Below are 23,895 nucleotides of genomic sequence, written 5' to 3'. Positions count from 1 at the left end.
TTATAATTTTTATTAAATACATAAAGGAGATAAGCCATGGGGTTAATTTATAAAGTTGCTGATCAAGATCGGGAATTTGAACGTATACATAAATTGAATTATAAAACATTTGTAGAAGAAATTCCGCAACATGAAGAAACGAAAGAGCGTGTTCGTATAGATCGCTTTCATGATGAAAATACATATTTAATTTGTTTAGATGAGGATAGATTAGTAGGTATGGTCGCAGTGCGGGGAAAACGACCATTCTCGTTAGATTATAAAATCTCAAATTTAGATATTTATTTGCAAGAGCATGGAGAAAAAGTGTATGAAATTCGTTTACTTTCAGTAGAACGTGAATATAGAAATGGAAGAGCGTTGTTAGGATTAATTCGTTTTCTACATCGTTATTTGCTTCTAAATGGATATGAATTAGCACTCATTTCTGCAACAACACGTGAACTACCTTTATATGAGCAAATGGGATTCAAATCTTTTCATACGTTAGTTGGTACAGAAGAAGCAGCCTTCCAGCCAATGTATGTTACTCCTGCTATGTTTGAAGAGTCGAGTGTTGGAGGGATTATGACGAAAGAATATACGTTTTTACCTGGTCCAGTAGATATTGAAGAGAATGTTCGAAAGGCATTTTCTACGCGGCCTATTTCGCATCGCTCTAAGTCATTTCAAGTGACAATGGACAATGTGAAAAAACGGTTACTTCACATGACAAAAGCAAAACATGTACAGCTTATGTTAGGAACAGGGACGTTAGCAAATGATGCGATTGCTTTACAGTTACGTTCTTTAAAAGGGAAAGGACTAATATTAACAAATGGAGAATTTGGAAATAGATTAGTTGGACATGCAAAACGAGCACAATTACATTTTGATACGTATAAAAAAGAAATGGGAGAGCCGTTTATTTATAACGAATTAGAAGAAATAATAATAACTGGAAATTATGAATGGCTTTGGTTTGTTCATCATGAAACATCTACTGGAATGTTAAACGATTTAGACGAGCTAAATACTCTTTGTAACGAGAATCAAATGAAACTATGTGTAGATTGTATAAGTTCAATTGGAGCAATACCATTAGACTTGAAGGATGTGTATTTTGCAAGTGGTGTTAGCGGTAAAGCGATTAAATCATATACAGGAATTTCTTTCGTTTTTCATAACCACATTGTAAAAATAAACGAGGCTGTGCCGGCCTATATGGACATTGGCATGTATGAAGAAAATGAAAGCATTCCATACTCACAATCATGGAATTTAATTTATGCATTGCAAGAAGCGTTGAAGAGATTTGAAGATGAAAAGGCATTTGTAAAAATTAAAGAGACATACGATTATGTTGAAGAAGTTATTACTGATATGGGTTTAAAGCTTGTTTCAACTAAAGAACACGCCGCACCAATTATACTTACTATTGTATTGAGCGAAGAGCATTCTTCTAAAGTAGTAGGCGATGCATTAGCATTACAAGGATACGTTGTTCATTATGAGTCATCTTATTTACAAAAGAATAATTGGATTCAAATTGCATGTTTAAATCATTATAAAGAACGCGATATGAAGAGGATGTTAAATTGTTTGCAAATATGTTTATTTCAGAGTGGGGTACATATATAAAGATTTTCTCTTTTCGTATAAAGGAGCTACGACTTACGAAAACTTAGAAATAGAACTTTGGAAGAGGTGTCAGTATGATAACTAGAAAACTACCATTACATATAGACGATATTAAAAAAGCTCACAAAATTCTAGATAGAAATGCTCGTAAAACGCCATTAGTAAAATCTTTTTATTTGACTAGTAAAACGGGCGGAGAAATTCATTTGAAATTAGAAAATATGCAATTAACGGGTTCTTTTAAATTCCGTGGCGCATTTAATAAAATGTCGCGGCTCACGGATCAAGAAAAAGAAAGAGGTGTAATTGCATGTTCAGCAGGTAATCATGCACAAGGAGTTGCATTATCTGCTCATTTACTCGGTATTAAGAGTAAAATTGTTATGCCAATTTCTGCACCGCAGGCGAAAGTTGAAGCAACAAAAGGATATGGATCTGAAGTGATTTTACATGGTGAAACCTTTGATGATGCAAAGGTAAAATGTGAAGAAATTATAAGGGAAACAGGTGAAACATACTTACATCCATATGATGATGTAGAGGTAATGGCTGGTCAAGGTACAATAGGATTAGACATTCTTGATGATATGTGGGATGTAGATACTGTCATTGTACCAATTGGTGGAGGCGGAATTATTTCTGGCATTGCTGTAGCATTGAAATCTTTTAATCCATCCATTAATATAATTGGTGTCCAAGCAGATAATGTTCATGGAATGAAGGCATCTTACGATAAAGGAGCAATCGTAGAACATTATGAGGCGCCTACTATTGCAGATGGTTGCGCAGTTAAAATACCAGGTGAATTAACATTTGAAATTGTAAAAGAATTAGTAGATGATATTGTAACTGTATCAGAAAAAGAGCTGGAAGTAGCGATGAAAGATTTATTACAACGTGGGAAAGCTGTTGTAGAAGGTGCAGGTGCATTAGCAACTGCTGCACTTCTTGCAGGAAAAGTTGATAGCTATATAAAAGGAAAAAAAGTAGTAGCGGTTATATCTGGTGGGAACGTAGACTTACAGCGCATATCAAGTGTATGTGAGCACTTTTTTGTCGCTAATGAAGTGAAATAGTTTTATGAAAGAAGAGCTAAGAGAAATAGTCTTAGCTCTTACTTTTTGTCTACTGTTTACTGTAAGTAGCAATAAACTTGCAAAATTTGCTGTTTAAAAATTATTTTATTTAAGCGCCTATTTTTACACATATCTTTAATGTTACAATAATTATTTCAATATTGTCGAAATGTAAGCAGAAATTTAATATAATAGTTTTAATGTGCTAATGAGCGGTGAGGAGGGCAGATCATGAATAAAGAAGAACAGGTCATGAACGGTTTCAGGGAATTATATAATAAACTGGTTTGGCTTAATAAAGATAAGATGGAAGAAGGTCTTAAAGGTTTTAAGTCTTCTGAAGTCCACTGTATTGAATATATTGAAAACAATGCAGATTCTAACGTGACGCAACTCGCAGAGGCTTTTTATGTGACTCGCGGTGCTATAAGTAGAATGACTAAGAAGCTCATACAAAAAGGCCTTGTTGAAAGTTACCAAAAGTCAGAAAATAAGAAAGAAATTTATTTTAAGCTTACCGAACAAGGGAAAGAAATTTATAAAATCCATGAAGATCTGCACAAAGAGTTTCAAGAGCGGGATAAAGCTGTATTTGAGCAAGTAACTGAAGAAGAATTCGACAGTATAATTAGCTTTGTGGAAAAGTATAGTAGACATTTGGATGCAGAAATAAAGAAACAAGGTATACATATTAAATCGTAATACATTTTAATAATAAAATGGCAGCCTTACTCTAATATGAGAATAGGCTGCTTTTTTATTATTTTATCTTTGTTGACTAATCAACAAAACAGAGTTATCATTTTGTTGACAAAGCAACAAAACATTTTAAGGAGAGAAGTTAAATGTCTATATTTAGATCACAAAATGAAAGGGAAACTGAAAAAAGCATAGATAAACATGCTTTACTATTCGGACTTATTTCTGTATTTCTTTGTGGTATAGGTTTCAGTATCATTATGCCTGTAGTCCCATTCTTAGTACAGCCATATACAAGCAATCCGGAAGAACAAGCATTGGTTGTTACACTACTAACTTCCGTATATGCGGCCTGCGTGTTTTTAGCTGCTCCAGCACTCGGGGCTTTAAGCGATAAGTATGGCCGTCGTCCATTACTTTTAATATGCTTATTTGGTTCTGCAATTGGGTACTTAGTTTTTGGCATAGGAGGAGCTTTATGGGTATTATTTGCTGGACGGATAATAGAAGGTATAACAGGTGGGAGCATAAGTACTATCTTCGCATATTTTGCAGATATCATTCCGAAAGAGCAGAGAACGAAATACTTTGGATGGGTGAGTGCAGTTGTAGGTGCGGGAACTATTATTGGACCAACTCTTGGGGGCTTACTTGCAAAGTTTGGTCATTCTGTACCTTTATACTTTGGAGCGTTCATAACTTTATTAAATGTTTTATATGGTATGAAATACATGCCTGAGAGCCTTGACAAAAATAACAGGTTAAAAGAGATTACTTTTGTAAGGTTAAATCCTTTTGCACAGCTAGCAAATATACTTTCCATAAAAAATTTAAAATGGTTACTTATCTCAGCGTTTTTACTTTGGATACCTAACGGATCTTTACAAGCAATTTTCACGCAATTTACAATGGATACTTTCAGTTGGAAACCTGCATTAATCGGACTTATGTTTTCAATTTTGGGCTTTCAAGACATTGTTTCACAAAGTTTTATAATGCCAAAGCTTTTAATTAAGCTTAGTGATAAACAAATAGCAATTCTTGGGATGGTTTTGGAGATTATAGGATACAGTTTTATTGCAGCATCAGCTGTATTTTCACTCTCTCCACTACTTATCGTTGGAATGCTAATGTTTGGTTTTGGGGATTCAATTTTCGGGCCTTCATTCAACGGGATGCTTTCAAAGTCTGTCAGTTCTAATGAACAAGGAAGGATTCAAGGTGGAAGCCAATCTATTCAAGCTTTAGCAAGAATGATTGGTCCGATTATTGGAGGACAAATCTATGTATCACTTGGTCATGCCGTACCTGCTTTTATGGGTATGATTCTTATAGTAGCGGCAATGGCAGTTTTGTATAAGGGAATGCATGCAACTGTATAACAGATAGATATAAGAACAAATAAAAGGGAGTCAGAACTTAGGAACAAGTGCTGATTCCCGATTTGTTTACGGTTTGAGAGCTAAGAGAAATGCTTTTGTTTAGGGATTTATTCTGCTATGCTCTCATGGTGAAGGGTAATATTCAGTGAGGTGGAACTATCATTAATTACAGTTAGCTTTATTTGAAAGTAAAAAGGTAGGTAAATGACTAGATAATTTCATTATGCTTGTGCTGAAGTAAATAATGACTCCATCTTTACTTTGCTCTTTTCTCGAATTTCAGCATCTGCGTGTCTCATAACGTATTTATGCGCTACAGCGATTGCTAAAACATCATCTAATAAGCCAATCCCAATAATAGCAGCTATATCTGGAATGAAATCGATTGTTAATACGTAATAAGATAAAGCGGCTAATATTATGAATTTCGCCTTAGTAGGTAATTCTTTCTTTTTCATTGTGTAGAATAAAATAATACTTTCATATACGCTAGATTTACCGAGGTTTACAGAGCTTTTTTTGAACTTTTTCCAAAGTGTCTGTTTCTCCATATAAACACTCCTTTTACAAAAACATAGATTTTTTAAAAGGATGGACAAAGAAGTGAGAGATTAATCAATTTTATTGTTTTTCTTAATTATATATTTCCATAAAAATAGGGGATTACCTGTTCAAAATAATATAATGTGGATTATACAATGATTCACAGTGTTTCATTACATAGTATGCAAGTAGTATTTGTTAAATTAAACAATTTGCAAATGGTATCTATCTAAAGAAGATTTCACCGAAGGTTTTAATTACTTCTAAAAGGATAGGGATTGTACGTCTTATTAGTGAATCGCTGCAATATAAGGTACATAATAATAAAGGTATATTACTGCAAATAAAGCTTATTCATCTAAAACGTCATATTTTTACAATTAATGAACTAGCAACCTTGTTCTTTCTATATCCTTCACCTGTAAATTTTTCACTACTATATTATTGACATACAATAAATGGTTAAATGTTTCTAAAAGGTTTTCTAAACAAACAAAATTCTCAGATTGATACGAAAATGCTATGAAAAATAATAAATATATCTAATGCGCTATTAGAATTTTTTCATATTATAGTATTGAGAATTGTATAAGGAGGTGGAAAAAGAATGGACGAGCGTGTACAACCTCAACTTTCACCGCCATGGATCACATATTTTAACGAACTCAGAAATTCGGTAGGGGCTGATCCAACTGTAACAGTAGGTCCGCTAATACCGACTGATGGAAATTTTATTATTTTAGTACAAACTACGGATTTTGAAAAAGCGATTGCATTAGCTACACTTCTTAAACCTACAGTGCAATTTGGCAATGTAAATGTAACTATTGTTGTTAGTGTTATTGGGGATGGAATTGTAAACCCAATTCCTTGTCCTTTAGATGCTTTTGAAATTGCACACCTTTTTCAAGTAGCTTTAGAAAGCAACTTGTATTTTGAGCAAGTTGTTGTGCAGCCGCAGTTCCCAGGTGGAGCGAATGTTGTTTTTCCGGTTTTTGCTGCAAAAGTGATTCAGTTTTTTAATGATGATATTTCTAATCTATGCCAAACTTTCACAGAAGTCGCTGCAAAAGTTTTTCGTGATGTAATGAATGATGCTATATGTGGTATACCAATTTTATACTCGACAAGTTGTAGTACAAGCACTGAAAATGTATAATTTATTGATGAAAAAACTTTTCACAAAAAAGAAATACAACTGAATTTGTTCTATTAATTTAAAAGAGACATTTCTAATTTAAGGAGATGTCTCTTTTATTACATATGAAAATTACGAAACGGATACTTGTCCAATAAGGGTAAAATTCATTTATAAAAAGTAACAGCTTAGGTTAAGAGTGAAAACCCTGTCTATGATTTTACAGACGAACTTGCTAACACATATGAGAAATAGATATAAAATAACTTTGGTATCCACATTTAAAAATAGAATTAACTAATAAAAAACTTAAAACAAAATACTGATAAAAAATTTTTTAATATGTATAGTAAAATGTATGTGGACGAAGTGGTTATTATTAAATATTGAATAGGCGGTATGGGGGAAGAAAAATGAAAATAATAGAACTACCAATTGAATTCGAATTTAACGGGCAAAAACAATGTATTTATCCAAGTTTAATTATATTACATAATGAATTAACGTTAGTCGATACAGGATATCCAAGTTTTTTACCTTTAATTGAAAATGCAATATTAAAACATGGATATGAGATAAAAAACTTAAAGAATATAATTATTACTCATTATGATGATGATCATATAGGGCCTTTATACGATTTTAAAGTGAAATATCCTCAAATTAATGTTATTGCTAGTGAAATTGAATCTAACTATATTAGTGGTGATATAAAATCAGAGAGGTTAGTTCAAGCTGAAGAAATGTTAGAACGTATGCCAAATGAAGAAAAAGAATTTGGTAAATGGTTTATACAACAGTTAAAAAATATAAAACATATTTCCGTCGATGAAAAAGTGCATGATGGTCAAATGATTTTGAATAATGAATGTCAAATAGTAGCGACGCCAGGACATACTTCGGGGCATATTTCATTATATTTTCCGAATTTAGATTGTGTAATTACGGGAGATGCGGCTGTTCAAGAGAATCGTGGGTTAGTAATAGCTAATCCGAATTTTTGTTTAGATATAGAAAAAGCGAAACAGTCTTTAAATAGGATTAAAAGTTTTAAAGCAACACAGTATTATTGCTATCATGGAGGAAAGCTTACTGTATAAATTAATGAAAATCGGTCTTTCCTAAATCGAAAAGATTGGTTTTTAGTTCATATATTTTGCGATTTCAACCAAATCAGTAACATTATATTTCGGTAAAATTGAAATATATATGTAAAGAAGAATATATATAATTTGAGCAAGAGTATAGGGGGGAGAAGATGGGTTCGTTATTTGATGTAATAGCAGATATCATTTTATTTTATCCTCGAAATGACATGAAATTGAAACATCATATCGCAAAATTAAGTGAATTAGAGTGGTTTCGAAATCTACATGAAGATCTGAAGTATACAAGTTTAATTTGGAGTAATAGAAAAATTAAAAGGTATATTTTGACTTCTATAAATATGGAAGCATTAATAAAATCTGAGAAAAAGCAAAAAGAATTTGTTCATCTAGTACAGGATGAATATAAAAAAAGAAGATAAGAATTTTTTTATTTTTCATATTTGGCGAAACAAATGGTACAATGAAAGCTAATGTGAAAAATAAGGAAAAGAAGTGGTCTATTTGAAAAATTTTTTAGAATTAGGAATTAGTGAAACTTTTAATCATACATTACGTGAAAATGGAATTACAGAAGCAACACCAATTCAAGAGCAGGCAATTCCTGTTATTATGTCTGGTAAAGATATTATTGGGCAGGCAAAAACAGGTACGGGTAAAACGTTAGCATTCGTGTTACCGATTTTAGAAAAAATCGATTCAGAGTCTAGTGATGTTCAGGCTTTAATTGTTGCACCAACAAGGGAACTAGCCCTGCAAATTACAACTGAAATTAAAAAAATGCTTGTTCAAAGAGAAGATATTAATGTACTAGCGATTTATGGTGGGCAAGATGTAGCACAACAATTGAGAAAATTAAAAGGTAATACACATATTGTTGTTGCAACACCAGGACGATTATTAGATCATATACGCCGTGAAACAATTGATTTAAGTAATCTTTCAACGATTGTACTAGATGAAGCGGATCAAATGCTTTATTTTGGTTTCTTATATGATATTGAAGATATTTTAGATGAGACACCAGGTAGTAAACAAACGATGTTATTCTCAGCAACGATGCCAAAAGATATTAAAAAATTGGCGAAGCGTTATATGGATGAACCGCAAATGATTCAAGTACAAAGTGAAGAAGTAACGGTTGATACAATTGAGCAGCGTGTCATTGAGACGACAGACCGTGCAAAGCCAGATGCACTTCGTTTTGTTATGGATCGTGATCAGCCATTTTTAGCTGTTATTTTCTGCCGTACAAAACTTAGAGTAAGTAAACTGTATGATAATTTAAAAGGACTAGGTTATAATTGTGCTGAACTTCATGGTGATATACCTCAAGCGAAACGTGAAAGAGTTATGAAGAGTTTCCGCGAAGCTAAAATTCAGTACTTAATCGCAACGGATGTAGCAGCTCGTGGACTTGATGTAGATGGTGTAACGCACGTATTTAACTTTGACATCCCTGAAGATGTAGAAAGTTATATTCACCGTATTGGCCGAACAGGACGTGCAGGTGGATCAGGTCTTGCAATTACGTTCGTTGCAGCGAAAGATGAAAAACATTTAGAAGAAATTGAAAAAACGCTTGGTGCACCAATACAAAGAGAAATAATCGAACAACCGAAGATAAAACGTGTAGATGAAAATGGAAAACCGGTACCAAAGCTGGCTCCGAAGAAATCAGGTCAAAATCGTCAAAGAGATAGCCGCGAAGGTTCAAGAAGTGAATCAAGACGTGATTCAAGAAATAGCTCAAGAAGTGATTCAAGAAATAGTTCGAGAAATAGTTCTAGAAATGAAAATAACCGATCATTTAATAAGCCAAGTAATAAAAAAGGTAGTACAAAGCAAGGTCAGCAAAGACGTGGCCGTTAAATGGTTATAATTGTAAAAGAGTCGCAAAATATTGTGGCTCTTTTTTTGTTTGTATACAACAAGGATGATGGCAAGAAAAAAACAAAATTTCATTCACCGCATTTGAAATTTATAAAGGGAATTTTATAGTCCAAAACCATTAGTGCAAGGGTATTACTATCATTCAGCAGAACACTTTGGTTAAAAGAAAAGGTATTGAAGCGAGCGAGTATTTTCATTATACATTCCGCAATTATTGAAATAGAACAAGAGAAGTTTATGAAGGATTAAACTCGTATTGGTGTACGATCGTTGGAAACTGGAAAACTAATTTGTTAGTTTTGATCGATGAGGAACTCGAGAAGCACCACTGCCATCCTTATGGGGAAATTGCTTACGACGACGATGAAGGTAATTTAGTGATAATATGCGAAATAAGAAAAAAGGACTAGCAGTCGTACCTGCCGTCCTTTAATAGGAGAAAAAGTAATCTTGTTTAGAACTACGCATAAACAGAAAATCTGCTTGTAATTAGTTTTACCCTAAATATACGTGTCTATACAAAAAAGGGATAAGTAAAAGATACTTATCCCCGGAAGGGAAATCCCAAGCACCAAAATGGCTCGTATTGGTCTGCAGGTTCAAAAGTAGTATATGTAAAACGAAAAATCTCATACAAAAAGCAGACAACGATTTTGGTTGTCTGCCAGTGAGTTCAATGAGTTAGCTAATTGTGATAATTTGCATCCCCATTGCGAGAAGAGTGAAGCTGCTAGTTCAAACAGCTTGTTGGTATTATTTTCGATTTCTAAAAAAATATACATCAAAAGAAAGAGGTATTAGCCATGGACACGGCGGCTTGAAAATAGTATGTATTTTTATTTGAAAAATATTCAAGGGATGAAGAAACATGGAATGTTTAATAAAGGTGTTTGTTTTATTAATCAGTTAATTAATAAAACAAAATAGTTATTTGGGAGAAAGGGAAAATTAATATGAGATGAATTGAAGCTGTTGAAAAATTACTTGAAGTGATGAAAGAATGCTTTTGGAACGGAACATCTTTAAAGGGTGAAACTAATGATTTTAATATTGTATCTTGGCTGATTGAAGAAGCGACGCGTAAAACAAAATAAAGATTTCATTTTGTAGCAATGGAGAATAGATATGTGTACTTATTGGGGGAAAGTAGATAAAGAGTTCTTTAAGAGGCAAGAACCGGAACAAAATAAAAGAGCGGCTAGCAAAAGCTAACTGCTCAATACAAGGAGATACAGAGAAGACTACTTTAAATGAATGTTGGCATACAGCCCAAATTCAGTATTGACCGAATATTTATTTTAAATTCAATTTATTTAAAGTAAACATCCCAACAGATAAAATGGTTGCGCCTGCTACAGAACCTAGCCAGTCTCTCCAGCCTAATGTATTTAAAGATGCATCTGTTAAATCCGTAATTAAGAAGATAGCAAACATTAATACACCAAATGCTAAGCATCCCCAAAATGTTTGCAAATATTTAATAATCTTCTTTCGGAACTTGCTCATATAAATCACCCTTATTAATAATTTATATTTTTATAAATAAATTATTACATATACAAAAATTAAAAGTACGAAATATGCAATATTACATATTGGAACTCAACAAAATACTCCATTGATAAGTACATAGATCGAACGGAGGCATCGTTCTTTTCCTAAAATGAAAGGTGACGATAAGAAACATGAGATACGTTTTAAACAAATTGAGCGGACGTTAAAAAATAAAAATTTATAAAGGAAATAGAAAGTATGGTGTTGTATATGTACGATAATAGGAAACTTTTTGCAAACTAAACATATAATTTTAATAGACCGACAGTCGGTCTGATGGGAAGGAGAACTTGAATGCGAATTGTAAAGGAGTATGAGGAGCGTAGAAAGGAAATTTTAGAAACAGCTGAGCGTTTGTTTCTTACGAAAGGTTATACGAAAACAACCGTGAATGATATTTTAAAAGAAATTGGTATAGCAAAGGGGACGTTTTATCATTATTTTAAGTCGAAGGAGGAAGTAATGGATGAAATCATTATGAGGATTATTAAAGAGGATGTCACTAAGGCGAAAAGGATTGTCTCCAATCCCGATATCCCCGTTTTAGATAAGTTATTTAAAATTTTAATGGAACAATCACCAAAATCAGGAGATGTCAAAGAAAAAATGATTGAACAATTCCATCAACCAAATAATGCAGAAATGCATCAGAAAAGTTTAGTGCAATCCATTATACATTTATCTCCTGTATTAACGGAAGTTTTAGAGCAAGGAATAGAAGAAGGCATATTTTCTACTCCATACCCACAAGAAACAATTGAATTATTACTCTCTTCAGCACAAGTCATATTTGATGATGGTTTATTCCAGTGGAAACCGGAAGAAATGATGAGAAGAGCTAAGGCTTATATTAAAATGATGGAAGTATCTGTTGGAGCGAAAGAAGGGTCCTTTGATTATATGATCGAGGTTTTAATGAAACAGAAATAGCTTTTTTCTGTTTGGGTGTTATAGACCGGCAGTCGGTCTAGACTAAATGAAGGATGTGATGAAGATGCCAGCAAGTATTCAATCTTCCTTGAAAGATTTTCACTTAATGGTAAGTGGTCAAATTATTACTATTTTAGGTTCAACACTATTACGTTTTGCACTGTCTTTATATGTGCTAGATATAACAGGACGTGCCGATATATTTGCAGGGTTATATGCCATAACGAGTATCCCGTTTTTGTTAGCTCCTCTTGGCGGAGCGATAGCAGATCGTTTCAACCGCCGTAATGTAATGGTCATTTTGGATTTTATAAACGCTGCTATTGTATTAAGTTTTATAGTTTTGTTATTAACTGAATCGGTATCTATTTTATTGATTGGAGCAATTATGTTTTTACTAGCAGTCATTAGTGCAATGTACTCACCAGTTGTTATGGCAAGTATTCCGCAATTAGTTCCAGAGAAAAAGTTAGAACAAGCAAACGGTATCATAAATGGTGTGCAAGCATTATCTAATATAGTTGCACCTGTACTAGGAGGAATATTATATGGCATAATTGGTTTGAAAATGCTCGTAATAACAAGTTGTCTTGCTTTCTTTTTATCTGCAATTTTAGAAATGTTTATTACAATACCTTTTATAAAAAGAGCGCAAGAAAGCCATATCATACCGACAATTGTAAAAGATATGAAAAAAGGTTTTCTTTATGTTTTAAAGCAACCTTTTATTTTGAAGGCTATGTTACTTGCAACTTTACTAAACTTAATTTTGACACCGTTATTTGTTGTTGGAGGACCTATTATGTTACGAGTAACTATGCAGAGTAGCGATACGATGTATGGAATTGGAATGGGATTAATTGATTTTGCAACCATATTAGGGGCATTGTCAATCGGTTTCTTTGCTAAAAAGTTACAGATGAAAACATTATATAATTGGATGCTTATCATAGCTTTATTAGTAATGCCAGTGGCACTATCAGTTACACCGTTTATTCTTAATTTAGGATACTATCCACCATTTATCCTCTTTATACTTTCTTCTCTTCTAATCGCAATGATTATGACAATTGTATCCATTTATGTGATTACTGTAGTCCAAAAGAAAACACCAAATGAAAATCTAGGAAAAGTGATGGCATTTATAACAGCGGTATCTCAATGTATGGCACCAATTGGGCAAGTCGTATATGGTTTTATGTTTGAAGGATTCAGTACGAAAATTTATTTACCTATATTTGCTATTAGTTTCATAATGATAATAATAGCGGTGGTGACGAAGGTGCGCCCATAAGGGCCTTGTAAACTCTGATTTAGTAAATCAGCGGGTGAAGTGAAACAAGATAACAACCCGACACCGGTAGCCTTATCCGTAATCGAAAGTGAGCGGGGAGTGTAGCATGGCTGCAACGGGATAAGTCACTCTAATGTCATGAGTGCGACTGAATTTCTAGGTGTACCGTGGTAAACAAGGTTGAATGCTAAACTGCGTGAAGGATAAATCAAGGGGTCTTATCGACGACCATATCGAAATAGACATTGAAACGATATGTCTCTAGTTCAGCTCATCTATTTTTTGTGGAGAGAGGTGTGTTTCACACTAGAGAACCAACTAAAGTACATTAGTAAAGATTGAAAGTCCCAACCGACATTACTACAAACTATTTACAAGGTACTAAATGGGGATTACCTAAGTGGAAGCGCCATTTATGGCTATAGAGGATGATTTCAAGGTAAAAACCAAGAAATGTGGCTCTTGAATATTCCATATGGTAACGGAGCCTTCGTAGTAGTCAGAGATAGGGAAAGCCTATCACACTAACGTATGACAAATTACGTTAGGTCATGGTTGTGAAATCAGGATGGCGAAGGAAGGTAGTCAATTAGTTCATGATGATAATAAACAGGAAGGAAGCGAGATGCTGATGAGAAATCCAGTTTATGTATTGAACACCTTGTCGAAGAATACTATTAAAGAAAACTATAAGTTCAAAAGATTATATAGAAATCTTTATAATCCAGAATTCTACTATAAAGGTTATCAAGAAATATATGCCAATCCAGGTAATATGACCAGAGGAACCATAAATAAAACTGTTGATGGCTTCTCAAAAAATAGAGTATCTAAAATCATCAACAACATTAAAAATGGTAACTATAAACCTACTCCTGTTAAGCGAGTATATATTGATAAAAAAGGGAGTAAGAAAAAACGTCCTCTTGGGGTACCGACATTTGACGATAAACTTGTCCAATTAGTAATAAAGTATATCTTAGAAGCAATTTATGAACCAAACTTCTCTGAGAACTCACATGGATTCAGGAAAAATAGGGGTTGTCATACAGCTTTGAAACAAATTAAAAAGAGTGGTAATGGAACTAAATGGTTTATTGAAGGTGATATTCAAGGTTTCTTTGACAATATCGACCACCATATCCTAATTAACCTACTAAGAAAACGTATCAATGACGAAACACTCATCGGATTAATATGGAAGTTCCTAAGAGCTGGGTACATGGAGGATTGGCAATTCCACAAAACATTCAGTGGAACACCACAAGGAGGGATTCTCAGTCCTCTTCTTGCCAACATATATCTAAACGAACTAGATATATACATGGAAAAATACGCTGAAAAGTTCGGAAAAGGTCAACCAAAAGACAGAGAAGTTGATAAAAGATATCAATACTTACACCTCAAAATAAAAAGAGGGCGTAAGAAAGCAGACTTACTAAGAGAACAAGGTAAACACAATGAAGCTCAGGAATTAATCGAGCAAGTCAACGAATGGGTTAAGGAAAGGGGACAACGTCCCTACTACAATCCAATGTCGGATAAATTTAAGTCACTAAAATATGTTAGATATGCTGATGACTTTATTGTAATGATAATCGGCAGTAAAGATGATGCCAAAGCCATTAAATCTGATATAGCTCAATTTCTCAATGAAGAATTAAAATTAACTTTATCAGAAGAAAAAACACTTATCACCCACTCTAGCAAGAAAGCAACATTTCTTGGGTACAACGTCAATATCACTAGAAACGAGTTATTTACCAAATACTCGGTGAAAGGTGCAAAAAGAAGACATCACAATCTAAAAGTAAGACTTGAAATCCCCCATGAAACATGGCGAAATAAATTACTTGCCCTGAATGTTTTAGAAATGAAGTATGTGAATGGGAAAGAAACTTGGAAACCAAAGCATAGACCGGAAATGGCACACCTAGATGATTTGGAAATACTACATAATTATGTATTACAGATCAGAGGGATGTACAACTACTACAAATATGCAGTTAATTCAACGGTACTCCAAAAATTCAGTTACGTTCTAGAATACAGCATGTATAAAACATTCGCCAATAAATATAAAAGCTCAATCGGAAAAATTAAGGGGAAATATTGCAAAAACGGTGTATTCATAGTCAATTACAAAGATAAAAAAGGCAAACAACACTCTCATTCTTTCTACAGGGAAGGATTTAGAACGGTTGATATAACTAAGATGAAAACACAAGAAAATAACATCGACAACTTGTTAGCCTCAAGAGTTCATATGTCAACAACTAGTCTTATGGATAGGTTGTCAGCCAACAAATGTGAACATTGTGGTAAAACCGATTCTAACTTAGTAATGCACCATGTCCGAAAAATGAAAGATGTTGAGAAAGGCAAAGCCAAATGGCAAAAATTAATGATTGCCCGTAGACGCAAAACATTAGCCGTATGTGAGGATTGCCATAATGAAATTCACTATGATATGAGAGTAGAACTTATAGCGAAAAACAGAAAAAAATAACTTTGACAAGCAATTGATGGAGAGCCGTATACTCTGAGAGGAGTACGTACGGTTCGGTGAGGGGTTTTGAGAAACCTATCATAGCAATATGACAAGGCGCTCGCTTCCTACTCTACAAAATATTAAGAAATGAAGGGAACTAGCTTCATATGCTTAGAGTATTAGCGAAACCCAATCCTAATCAATTCTTCATCATTTATTTCAATTACGAATCTATATTCTTTGTCTAATAGCCAGTAATAAAAACTGACTGCATCAACGTCAACTAGTGATTGGAATACTTTATCAAGATTTGTACTTACTACAGGGATTTCATAGTTATCCCATATTATAAAAATCTGTTCGTCAAAATCTAGTTGGTTTGCTCTAATAAGGGAAATTAGTTGTTCTTTGTTCGAAGCTATGAATTGATTATCTATCTGTTCCCAATCTATTCTTCCCGAGACAGTTATAGGAAATGAATTCATTAAAATAGTAGCAATCTGCTGGCTTTTTTCTTGGGAGAAAATGAGAGTTTCGTTTCCTAGGGATTCAAGGCATTCACTAAACAAAGGGTTTGTGTCATTGTTGTTTTTGGTTTTCAGTGCTCTTAACTTTTGTCGCAATTTCCATTGTCTTGACGATCTATCATCCATTTTTAACATTCCTTATACAATTATTTAAGAATGAGTATAGCATATAAGGGAAGTCTTTATGAAAAGGAACTTTTTAAATATAAATTAAACAAAAGCGTTATTTGAAACAAAAGCCTTTTAAGGAAAGATAAGAGGCCATCAAAAAATATAACAACATGAAAATTTTATATTATGTATATACAATTTAAAGAGTTAGTGGAAATAATAAAATGTATAAAATTCTTATAAAAAAGCCCTAGGATTAGGGGATCTAGGGCTTCCTCTGTTGGTATATCTCACACGACATTATAAAAAGAAAAGAACTTAATGAAGATAACACATGAATGTTTCGTAAATGTATCAAAAAAGTGAACAAAAACGTTATTTTATTAGAAAAGTATGATTGTATGAAATATCATGTATGAAAGAAGAGGCGTTAGCAAAAATATGCCTTAACGAAATCGGCTTTATTTTTCAGCAAAGTATTCTTCTTAAGTGACTCATGTTGTAAAGGTAGCGGTGAAAACAGAAAGAGTTCTTTTTTTGGCAGACGGAGAAATTGTTAGTGAAATACGGATGGGTAAATAGGAACATGATCATTTGAAAGTATGAGAAGAGAAGTTGTTAAAATGGTTAGCTATACTTGGATTTTAAAGGGAAAAACTCCTATTGAATGTAGGAGTTTTTTCTTTGTTTGAAAGTTCAAAAAGATATATAATAATTTTCTGACTATTAATTTGTGGAGGGGTATTAATGAAAAATGAAACGTTACACACACAAGAAGACATTTTAAAAATGCTTGATTCATTATTAAGACCTGCAGAACCATTTTGGAATGAATTTTATGAGAATAGAGAAAAGGATGTTCCATTTTTTGAAAATGTTCCAGATGAGAACCTAGTTTCGTATATACAAAAAGAGAGAGTTTCAAAAGGGAAAGTATTAGAACTTGGATGTGGTCCAGGTAGAAATGCCATTTATTTAGCGACTCAAGGATTTGATGTAACAGCAGTGGATTTATCTGTAGAAGGCATTAATTGGGCTAAAGAAAGGGCATTGGCAAAAGAGGTAGCAATTCATTTTATTTGTGATTCAATTTTTAATTTAGAGGTTCAAAACGAATTTGATTTTGTATACGATTCGGGCTGTTTGCATCACATTCCACCGCATAGAAGAATAAATTATGTGGATTTAATTAAAAACTCATTAAAATCGGGTGGTTATTTCGGATTAACATGTTTTGCGGCAGGTGATTTAGATGAGCGAAATGGATCGGAAATAACAGATTGGGACGTATATAGAGGGTGGAGTCTACAAGGTGGTCTTGCATACTCGGAAGAAAAGTTAAGAGAGATATTTAAAGAATTTGAGGTAATTGTGATTAGAAGAATGAAACAAATGAAACAACCGAAAGAAATGTTTGGAGAATCATTTCTTTGGACAGCATTATTTAAGAAGAAATAATAAAGTAGATAATTGACAAACTCATCGTTTTTATAGACAATATATTAAAAGGAACGTACGTTTGGTTTTGTTGGCGTATGTTTTACATAAATACATAACAAGGGGCTGTCTCCATATGAGTAACGCAAATCAAAAAATTACTACATTTTTAATGTTTGAGGGCAAAGCTGAGGAAGCAATGAATTTTTATACGTCACTATTTGATCAATCAGAAATTGTAAGTATTTCTCGCTACGATGAAAATGGACCTGGTAAAGAGGGAACTGTAATTCATGCAACTTTTACGCTAAATGGCCAAGAGTTTATGTGTATTGATAGTTATGTAAATCATAATTTTACATTCACTCCAGCTATGTCTCTTTATGTAACTTGTGAGACAGAAGAAGAAATTGAAACGGTCTTTCATAAACTAGCGCAGGATGGAGCGATTCTTATGCCTTTAGGTTCTTATCCGTTTAGTAAAAAGTTTGGCTGGTTAAATGATAAGTATGGTGTATCTTGGCAGTTAACTCTTGCTGAATAAAAAAAGAAAAAGCGTAGCTTATTTGTTTAATGGATTTAGTTAAAAGCTTGAAAAATGAAATAACATAAAAAAGCGTTCCAACTGTCAACAGATTTGGAATGCTATTTTTATGTGGAAGTGAGTTGTTTAAAACTTACCAATTCTACGATTATTTTAAATGAATGGAATAGATGTATAATTTTTTGTCTTTTTAGAATTTTTAGCGATTATTAGCATTTATCTGTTAATATAAATATAGACAACTATGTATGAACTATCAGGCGGGTTAATAGAAAAAGGAAAGCATAAATAGTTAATAAGTTTACACTTAAAATGCAACTAGATTGTTAGGAGGAATAATTGTAATGGATACTACACAACAAAACAGTAATGCATGGGATAAGAAGGTGGAAGAAGGTTCTAGATACACGCAGTCTGTAAGTAGCGAGATTATTGAGAAAAGCAAATCAGGTGAATGGGAGATTACAGTCACTACGGAAAAATCAGTTCCTAGAGAATGGTTTCCAAAGTCATTAGATGGATTAAAGATACTTTGCTTAGCATCAGGTGGCGGACAACAAGCACCAGTTCTATCTGCTGCTGGAGCAGATGTAACAGTTACTGATATATCTAAGAAGCAATTGGAACAAGATGAAAAGGTAGCAAAACGGGATGGTTTAACTTTAAAAACCGTACAAGGAGATATGTCAGACCTTAGTGATTTTGAGGAAGAATATTTTGATATTGTTGTAAATCCTGTGTCTAATTTGTTTGTCAAAGATGTTCATCTTGTATGGAATGAAGTTTCTAGGGTTTTAAAGAATAAAGGTGTTCTTATTGCTGGATTTACAAATCCGTTACTATGGATTTTTGATGATAACCAAGAGCAAAAAGGTATTCTGGATGTTAAACATTCAATTCCTTCATCAACATTGGATTATTTACCAGAGGATGAAGTTCAAGATTACATCGATTCAAATCAAACAATAGAATATGCGCATACTTTAGAAGACCAAATCCAAGGCCAAATTGATGCTGGTTTTGCTATAACAGGTTTTTATGAGGATGATTTTGGTGGAACAAGGATATTAGATAAGCATATTAAAACATTTATTGCGACAAAAGCTATAAAATTAAAGATGGATTAAGAATTTTTGCTTGTCGCACGGGGCGTTAGTCGAAGAAGGCTCTTAAAATAGAAAAGGATGGTACTTTCCATCCTTTTCCTTATGTATTTTGAGTGTCGAAACTATTCTCAAAACAAGTTTTACACTACTAGTTGTATAATTAGGTTATGCTTTTATATTAAGAATTTTGCTGACCGAATCTTTTCCCGAGTTTAGCTAACAATTCAGGTTGATCGCTTTGGCTCATTATAACTTCAATAAAGATAAGTTGATTCTTATTAAAAATTATATTTACTAAGGTTTCTGCTAATTCTGCTTCATTTTCTACTTTAAATGTTAGACTTTTTTCTTCTGATCCAAATATCATTGATAGTTTATTGTAATCCCACATCTGTATGTCATTATAAAGTTGGTTTTGTCCGTGAATGGCACGTTCAACAGTGTATCCGTTGTTATTGATTAAAAATATAATCGGTTTTAAATTTTGACGTAGTATAGTTGATAACTCTTGGGCAGTTACTTGGAAAGAACCATCACCAATAATTAAAATGTTGCGCCGTGATAAATTGGCGAGCTGTGTACCAAGTAGAGCGGGCAGTGTATATCCGATAGATCCCCATAATGGTTGTCCTACATATGCAGTGTTATTAGGTAGAGGGATAGCAGCACTACCAAAGAAAGGTGTTCCTTGCTCTACAATTAAGACGTCGTTTTCTTGTAAGAAATGGTACATTTGCTGCCAAAAACGTTTTTGTGTGACCATTTGTGCTTTTGGATTGAACTCTTCAGTAAAAGGTGATGTTTCTAAAATAAATGGCTTAACGTCAAGGGTATCTTTATTACGATGCTCAATTGAATCACTTAAATGTTGTAAAACATCCTGCATTACAACTGGACCGTATTTTTTATCTATAATTTTCACAGTGTAGGGATGGATTTCTATAACTTGTTCTTTTGTAAAACCTTGTGTGAAGCCGCCTGTAATAGTATCAGTTAACTTCACGCCAATACTAATAATACAATCAGATTCATCAATTCTTTTTCGCAAGTACGGAGAACTTACATCACCAGTATAAACACCTATAAATTGAGGGTGTTTTTCTGGGAATATTCCTTTTCCCATACTGAACGTCGCGATGGGAAACCCAGTTTTTTCTACGAATTGATGTAAACTTTCTTTAGCATGAAATCGATCTACTTCAAAATCAGCTAAAATTACAGGTTTTTTGGCGTTATTTATTATTGAAGTGGCATGTAGAAGCATTTTATCCAGCGTTTCTTTATTACTTAAAATCGGTTTATATAAAATTGGTTCTGTAGGTTTATTAATTGGTTTATTATACACATCAATCGGCAAATTAATATGAACAGGGCGTTTTTCATTCCAACATGCACGTAAAACACGGTCAATTTCCTCAGCAGCATGCTCAGGTGTTACATTTGTTTGTGCTATAGTGATTTCTCGATACATATTGGAAAAGTGATCGAACTTTCCATCTCCTAACGTATGATGGACGATTGCTCCATTTTCCATTACTTTTGTTGGTGGCGTACCTGTAATTTTTATAACTGGCACGTTTTCCGCATATGAGCCAGCAATACCGTTAATAGCGCTTAATTCTCCAACACCGAAAGTAGTAATAAGAGCGGCGATTCCTTTTATGCGAGCGTACCCATCTGCTGCATATGCAGCATTTAATTCATTACAATTGCCAATCCACTTTAAATTTTTATGTGCTACCACATCATCTAAAAAGGCAAGATTATAATCACCAGGAACCCCAAATATATGTTCAATTCCTAATTCGTGTAGTCTATCCAATAAATATGTACTTACAGTATATTGTTTTTTCAAATGAATCATCTCCTAATTATGCAATGAATGTTTCAATAGACTGAACAAGTTCTAATGCGTTGATTAAAATATTCATTACTAGATTGTGGTATAATTTACATACAGGGGGAAAGTAGATGACACAACATAAAGAAGAACAGATGAATGAGGCATTAGCATTATTTTATTTTGCATATAAAACATTTACTGAAAAGCCAGATGAAATTATAAAAGAATATGGCATTCAACGAGTACATCATCGAATTTTATTTTTTATCGCACGTTTTCCAGGGATAAGTGTAAATGAGTTATTATCACTATTAGAAATAAGTAAGCAAGCGCTCCACGGACCGCTACGTCAACTTGTGGAAAAGGGCTTAATTGAGAGTAATGAAGCTATGCATGATCGACGTGTGAAACAGTTGTCTTTAACAGAAAAAGGTACAGATTTAGAGAAAAAACTGAGTGATGTACAAAGACAACAAATGGGTGCTATTTTTTCAAAATTTGGTGAATCATGTGAGGACAATTGGCACCAAGTTATGAATGAAATGGCAAATAGCCGATCAGGTTTTGATGCTTGGATATCGAAACGTGAAATACCAGTCGATCAAAAATAATGAAAAAACTTCTGTTTTTATCGTTTGAAAAAGAACAAATTTTATCCATACATTTGGCAACTATCGATTGGTCATAGAGTGAATGGATAAAAAGATACATTACTAGATACTTTATACGTGTACGCAATGGAACAATAAAATTCACATTTCCGAAAGGGGAATTATAATGATAAAACTTGTACTTATTCGTCACGGACAAAGCTTATGGAATCTTGAAAATCGCTTTACTGGATGGACAGATGTTGATCTATCAGAGAATGGATTAAGTGAAGCGAGAGAAGCAGGAGCAATATTAAAGAAAAACGGATATACTTTTGATGTGGCTTATACATCTGTATTAAAACGCGCAATTCGGACGTTATGGATTGTACTTCATGAGATGGATCTTACTTGGGTTCCAATACATAAATCTTGGAAGCTAAATGAAAGACATTATGGTGCATTGCAAGGGCTGAATAAAGATGAAACTGCTCAAAAGTATGGTGAGGAGCAAGTTCATATTTGGAGAAGAAGTGTTGATGTAAGACCACCGGCTCTTACTGAAGACGATCCTCGATATGAAGCGACCGATCCAAGATATAAAACACTCAAAAAAGGTGAATTTCCATTAACTGAATGTTTAGAGGATACGGAGAAGAGAGTACTTGCTTATTGGCATTCAGAAATTGCGCCGACATTAAAAAGTGGTAATAAAGTAATTATTTCATCACACGGTAACACAATTCGCTCGCTAGTAAAATATTTAGACAACCTTTCAAGTGATGGTGTAGTTTCATTAAATATTCCAACTAGCATTCCGCTTGTTTATGAATTAGACGAAAACTTACGTCCGATTCGTCATTATTATTTAAGTATGGATGGAGAAGTACCTGAAGGGGAAATTCCGAAACATATTTCTTTTTAATACGAAAATTTGAAATGAATGCTTGTCTACATATACAATATAGACTCATGGTAAAGTGAAATTTTAATCAGTGGGGTCTTACTGCCCACAAATAGCAGGATAAAAGACGTGGTACCTTCTAATATATATGCGATGTAGCTAATTTTAGAAGCTTGTCCACGTCTTTTGTCATAAAGAGAGCAGCTTGCGCATGTAATGATATCGTGAGTAGTTTTTGAATGGAGGGTGATGTGATTAATGATCTCTAACATTCGAATTGGCTTATTTGTTTTAGCGATTGTCTTTGTAGTCCTTGTTTTCTTTTATTGGAAAAATGAAGAGTTGTACGAGGAGAAGAAGCAACGTATTAGAAAGACTTGGTATGGTTTGTTTATCATATCTGTCACCGTGTATTTCATGATAAAAGGAATCGATTTAACCCTCTGGAAAAATCTTTTAATGTTTACTGCAATGGTTATTTTTGTTGATATTGCGTTCATTTTAACGCCTAATATTTCAGAAATATGGGGTGCGAAATTTAGCGATATTGGCAAGACAGTTCAATCCATAAAACGATCATTAATTGCATCTAAAGCAAGAGGAGAAATATACACGACAATTATTCAAAATGTTAATCCAGCAGTATTCGGTACGATGGAATGGCATACGGAAGAGGAATATACAAAGAGCTTAAATGCATTTTTAGATTCATATGGGGAAAAGATTGGCGCGAAAATTGTTGTTTTTGAAGCTGCGAAGGAATTAAATACAAACTTTCGTGGTATTCGCTCACAATTTAGTATTATCGTCCCGTTAGAACATATCGAGCAATTGAATGAGCAGAAAGCGGTGCAAGTAGAAAATGTCGGGATTATACCAGCAAAAATAGTAAGTGACGTTTTCATTGTTATTGATGGAAAGAAAAATAACCTGCAAGATCGGGATTTTGAAAATGTATATAATTTAACAATACATCATAGTTATTTTAGTAAATAAGGACAGAATCTTTTTCTGTCCTTTTCTTCTATACATAAATTAAAAACAAAATCCGACAAAGTTGAATAAAATTGGACAATCATTCCTACACTAGCATGTAGAGGTGATTGT

21 protein-coding genes and 1 pseudogene are annotated in these 23,895 nt (G+C 33.5%); 18 read left to right on the top strand and 4 right to left on the bottom strand.

Annotation, left to right across the window (positions count from 1 at the left end; genetic code table 11):
* The first annotated feature begins 36 nt into the window (after positions 1-36).
* The 4 genes from QCI79_RS00745 (at position 37) to QCI79_RS00730 (ending at position 4,777) form a co-directional block, all read left to right on the top strand.
* Positions 37-1,620 (top strand): aminotransferase class V-fold PLP-dependent enzyme, encoded by a 1,584-nt coding sequence (locus QCI79_RS00745; RefSeq protein WP_000523029.1) that lies wholly within the window; start codon positions 37-39, stop codon positions 1,618-1,620.
* A gap of 74 nt (positions 1,621-1,694) precedes the next feature.
* Positions 1,695-2,696 (top strand): bifunctional threonine ammonia-lyase/L-serine ammonia-lyase TdcB, encoded by a 1,002-nt coding sequence (gene tdcB / locus QCI79_RS00740; RefSeq protein ID WP_000632958.1) that lies wholly within the window; start codon positions 1,695-1,697, stop codon positions 2,694-2,696.
* 231 nt (positions 2,697-2,927) lie between these two features.
* Positions 2,928-3,398 carry a MarR family transcriptional regulator gene (locus tag QCI79_RS00735; RefSeq protein ID WP_001030900.1) on the top strand — a complete coding sequence of 157 codons (471 nt, stop codon included), beginning with the start codon at positions 2,928-2,930 and terminating at the stop codon, positions 3,396-3,398.
* A 143-nt stretch (positions 3,399-3,541) separates the two neighbouring features.
* Positions 3,542-4,777: an MFS transporter gene (locus QCI79_RS00730; protein WP_000021818.1), complete on the top strand. Its 1,236-nt coding sequence runs from the start codon at positions 3,542-3,544 to the stop codon at positions 4,775-4,777.
* A gap of 221 nt (positions 4,778-4,998) precedes the next feature.
* Here QCI79_RS00730 and QCI79_RS00725 read toward each other — a convergent pair whose 3' ends face one another.
* Positions 4,999-5,328: a YkvA family protein gene (locus tag QCI79_RS00725; protein WP_000415089.1), complete on the bottom strand. Its 330-nt coding sequence runs from the start codon at positions 5,326-5,328 to the stop codon at positions 4,999-5,001.
* A gap of 599 nt (positions 5,329-5,927) precedes the next feature.
* Here QCI79_RS00725 and QCI79_RS00720 point away from each other — a divergent pair.
* The 4 genes from QCI79_RS00720 to QCI79_RS00705 all read left to right on the top strand — a co-directional run bounded on the left by QCI79_RS00720 (position 5,928) and on the right by QCI79_RS00705 (position 9,436).
* Positions 5,928-6,479: a hypothetical protein gene (locus tag QCI79_RS00720; protein WP_000344486.1), complete on the top strand. Its 552-nt coding sequence runs from the start codon at positions 5,928-5,930 to the stop codon at positions 6,477-6,479.
* A gap of 392 nt (positions 6,480-6,871) precedes the next feature.
* Positions 6,872-7,558 (top strand): MBL fold metallo-hydrolase, encoded by a 687-nt coding sequence (locus QCI79_RS00715; protein ID WP_000691153.1) that lies wholly within the window; start codon positions 6,872-6,874, stop codon positions 7,556-7,558.
* 158 nt (positions 7,559-7,716) lie between these two features.
* Entirely contained in the window at positions 7,717-7,986 is a 270-nt protein-coding gene (locus tag QCI79_RS00710) for a hypothetical protein (protein WP_000535034.1), read from the top strand.
* A gap of 73 nt (positions 7,987-8,059) precedes the next feature.
* Positions 8,060-9,436 (top strand): DEAD/DEAH box helicase, encoded by a 1,377-nt coding sequence (locus QCI79_RS00705; RefSeq protein WP_002101005.1) that lies wholly within the window; start codon positions 8,060-8,062, stop codon positions 9,434-9,436.
* Positions 9,437-10,750: 1,314 nt separating this feature from the next.
* On the opposite strand, the gene QCI79_RS00700 is transcribed toward QCI79_RS00705, so the two are convergent.
* Entirely contained in the window at positions 10,751-10,963 is a 213-nt protein-coding gene (locus tag QCI79_RS00700) for a hypothetical protein (RefSeq protein WP_000033153.1), read from the bottom strand.
* 342 nt (positions 10,964-11,305) lie between these two features.
* Between QCI79_RS00700 and QCI79_RS00695 the strand changes: the two genes are divergently transcribed.
* The 3 genes from QCI79_RS00695 to QCI79_RS00685 all read left to right on the top strand — a co-directional run bounded on the left by QCI79_RS00695 (position 11,306) and on the right by QCI79_RS00685 (position 15,744).
* Positions 11,306-11,941 (top strand): TetR/AcrR family transcriptional regulator, encoded by a 636-nt coding sequence (locus QCI79_RS00695; RefSeq protein ID WP_001223580.1) that lies wholly within the window; start codon positions 11,306-11,308, stop codon positions 11,939-11,941.
* Between the two features lie 64 nt (positions 11,942-12,005).
* The gene (locus tag QCI79_RS00690; protein ID WP_021728006.1) at positions 12,006-13,235 is read left to right on the top strand and encodes an MFS transporter; all 1,230 of its coding nucleotides are present in this window, start codon (positions 12,006-12,008) and stop codon (positions 13,233-13,235) included.
* Positions 13,236-13,866: 631 nt separating this feature from the next.
* On the top strand, positions 13,867-15,744 hold the full coding sequence (locus tag QCI79_RS00685) for a reverse transcriptase domain-containing protein (protein WP_031310562.1): 1,878 nt from the start codon (positions 13,867-13,869) through the stop codon (positions 15,742-15,744).
* 161 nt (positions 15,745-15,905) lie between these two features.
* On the opposite strand, the gene QCI79_RS00680 is transcribed toward QCI79_RS00685, so the two are convergent.
* Entirely contained in the window at positions 15,906-16,379 is a 474-nt protein-coding gene (locus tag QCI79_RS00680) for a CDI toxin immunity protein (RefSeq protein ID WP_000342728.1), read from the bottom strand.
* 474 nt (positions 16,380-16,853) lie between these two features.
* Between QCI79_RS00680 and QCI79_RS00675 the strand changes: the two are divergent.
* The 4 genes and pseudogenes from QCI79_RS00675 to QCI79_RS00660 form a co-directional block, all read left to right on the top strand.
* Positions 16,854-16,970, top strand: a pseudogene (locus tag QCI79_RS00675) (ABC transporter ATP-binding protein); the annotation flags it as partial.
* Positions 16,971-17,111: 141 nt separating this feature from the next.
* A complete protein-coding gene (locus tag QCI79_RS00670; RefSeq protein WP_000787494.1) occupies positions 17,112-17,822 on the top strand; it encodes a class I SAM-dependent methyltransferase in 711 nt (236 codons plus the stop codon).
* A 115-nt stretch (positions 17,823-17,937) separates the two neighbouring features.
* Positions 17,938-18,345, top strand: coding sequence for a VOC family protein (locus QCI79_RS00665; RefSeq protein ID WP_000063589.1), 408 nt, complete (start codon positions 17,938-17,940; stop codon positions 18,343-18,345).
* Between the two features lie 344 nt (positions 18,346-18,689).
* The gene (locus QCI79_RS00660; RefSeq protein WP_000381800.1) at positions 18,690-19,472 is read left to right on the top strand and encodes a class I SAM-dependent methyltransferase; all 783 of its coding nucleotides are present in this window, start codon (positions 18,690-18,692) and stop codon (positions 19,470-19,472) included.
* Between the two features lie 157 nt (positions 19,473-19,629).
* On the opposite strand, the gene QCI79_RS00655 is transcribed toward QCI79_RS00660, so the two are convergent.
* Complete coding sequence (locus QCI79_RS00655) at positions 19,630-21,315, bottom strand: alpha-keto acid decarboxylase family protein (RefSeq protein ID WP_003284281.1); 1,686 nt, start codon at positions 21,313-21,315, stop codon at positions 19,630-19,632.
* A 107-nt stretch (positions 21,316-21,422) separates the two neighbouring features.
* Between QCI79_RS00655 and QCI79_RS00650 the strand changes: the two genes are divergently transcribed.
* The 3 genes from QCI79_RS00650 to QCI79_RS00640 all read left to right on the top strand — a co-directional run bounded on the left by QCI79_RS00650 (position 21,423) and on the right by QCI79_RS00640 (position 23,784).
* Positions 21,423-21,905: a MarR family winged helix-turn-helix transcriptional regulator gene (locus QCI79_RS00650; protein ID WP_000191888.1), complete on the top strand. Its 483-nt coding sequence runs from the start codon at positions 21,423-21,425 to the stop codon at positions 21,903-21,905.
* Positions 21,906-22,071: 166 nt separating this feature from the next.
* Complete coding sequence (gpmA, locus tag QCI79_RS00645; RefSeq protein ID WP_000594152.1) at positions 22,072-22,809, top strand: 2,3-diphosphoglycerate-dependent phosphoglycerate mutase; 738 nt, start codon at positions 22,072-22,074, stop codon at positions 22,807-22,809.
* A 237-nt stretch (positions 22,810-23,046) separates the two neighbouring features.
* Positions 23,047-23,784, top strand: a complete 738-nt coding sequence (locus QCI79_RS00640) for a type II toxin-antitoxin system SpoIISA family toxin (protein WP_000624977.1) — start codon at positions 23,047-23,049, stop codon at positions 23,782-23,784.
* Positions 23,785-23,895: the final 111 nt, after the last annotated feature.

Origin of the sequence: Bacillus cereus group sp. MG1 (assembly GCF_040460035.1) — a bacterium.
In the GTDB taxonomy this organism is placed as follows: domain Bacteria; phylum Bacillota; class Bacilli; order Bacillales; family Bacillaceae_G; genus Bacillus_A; species Bacillus_A cereus.
The sequence above is the reverse complement of the archived record's forward strand: the minus strand, read 5'-3'. Positions and strand labels throughout refer to the sequence as shown.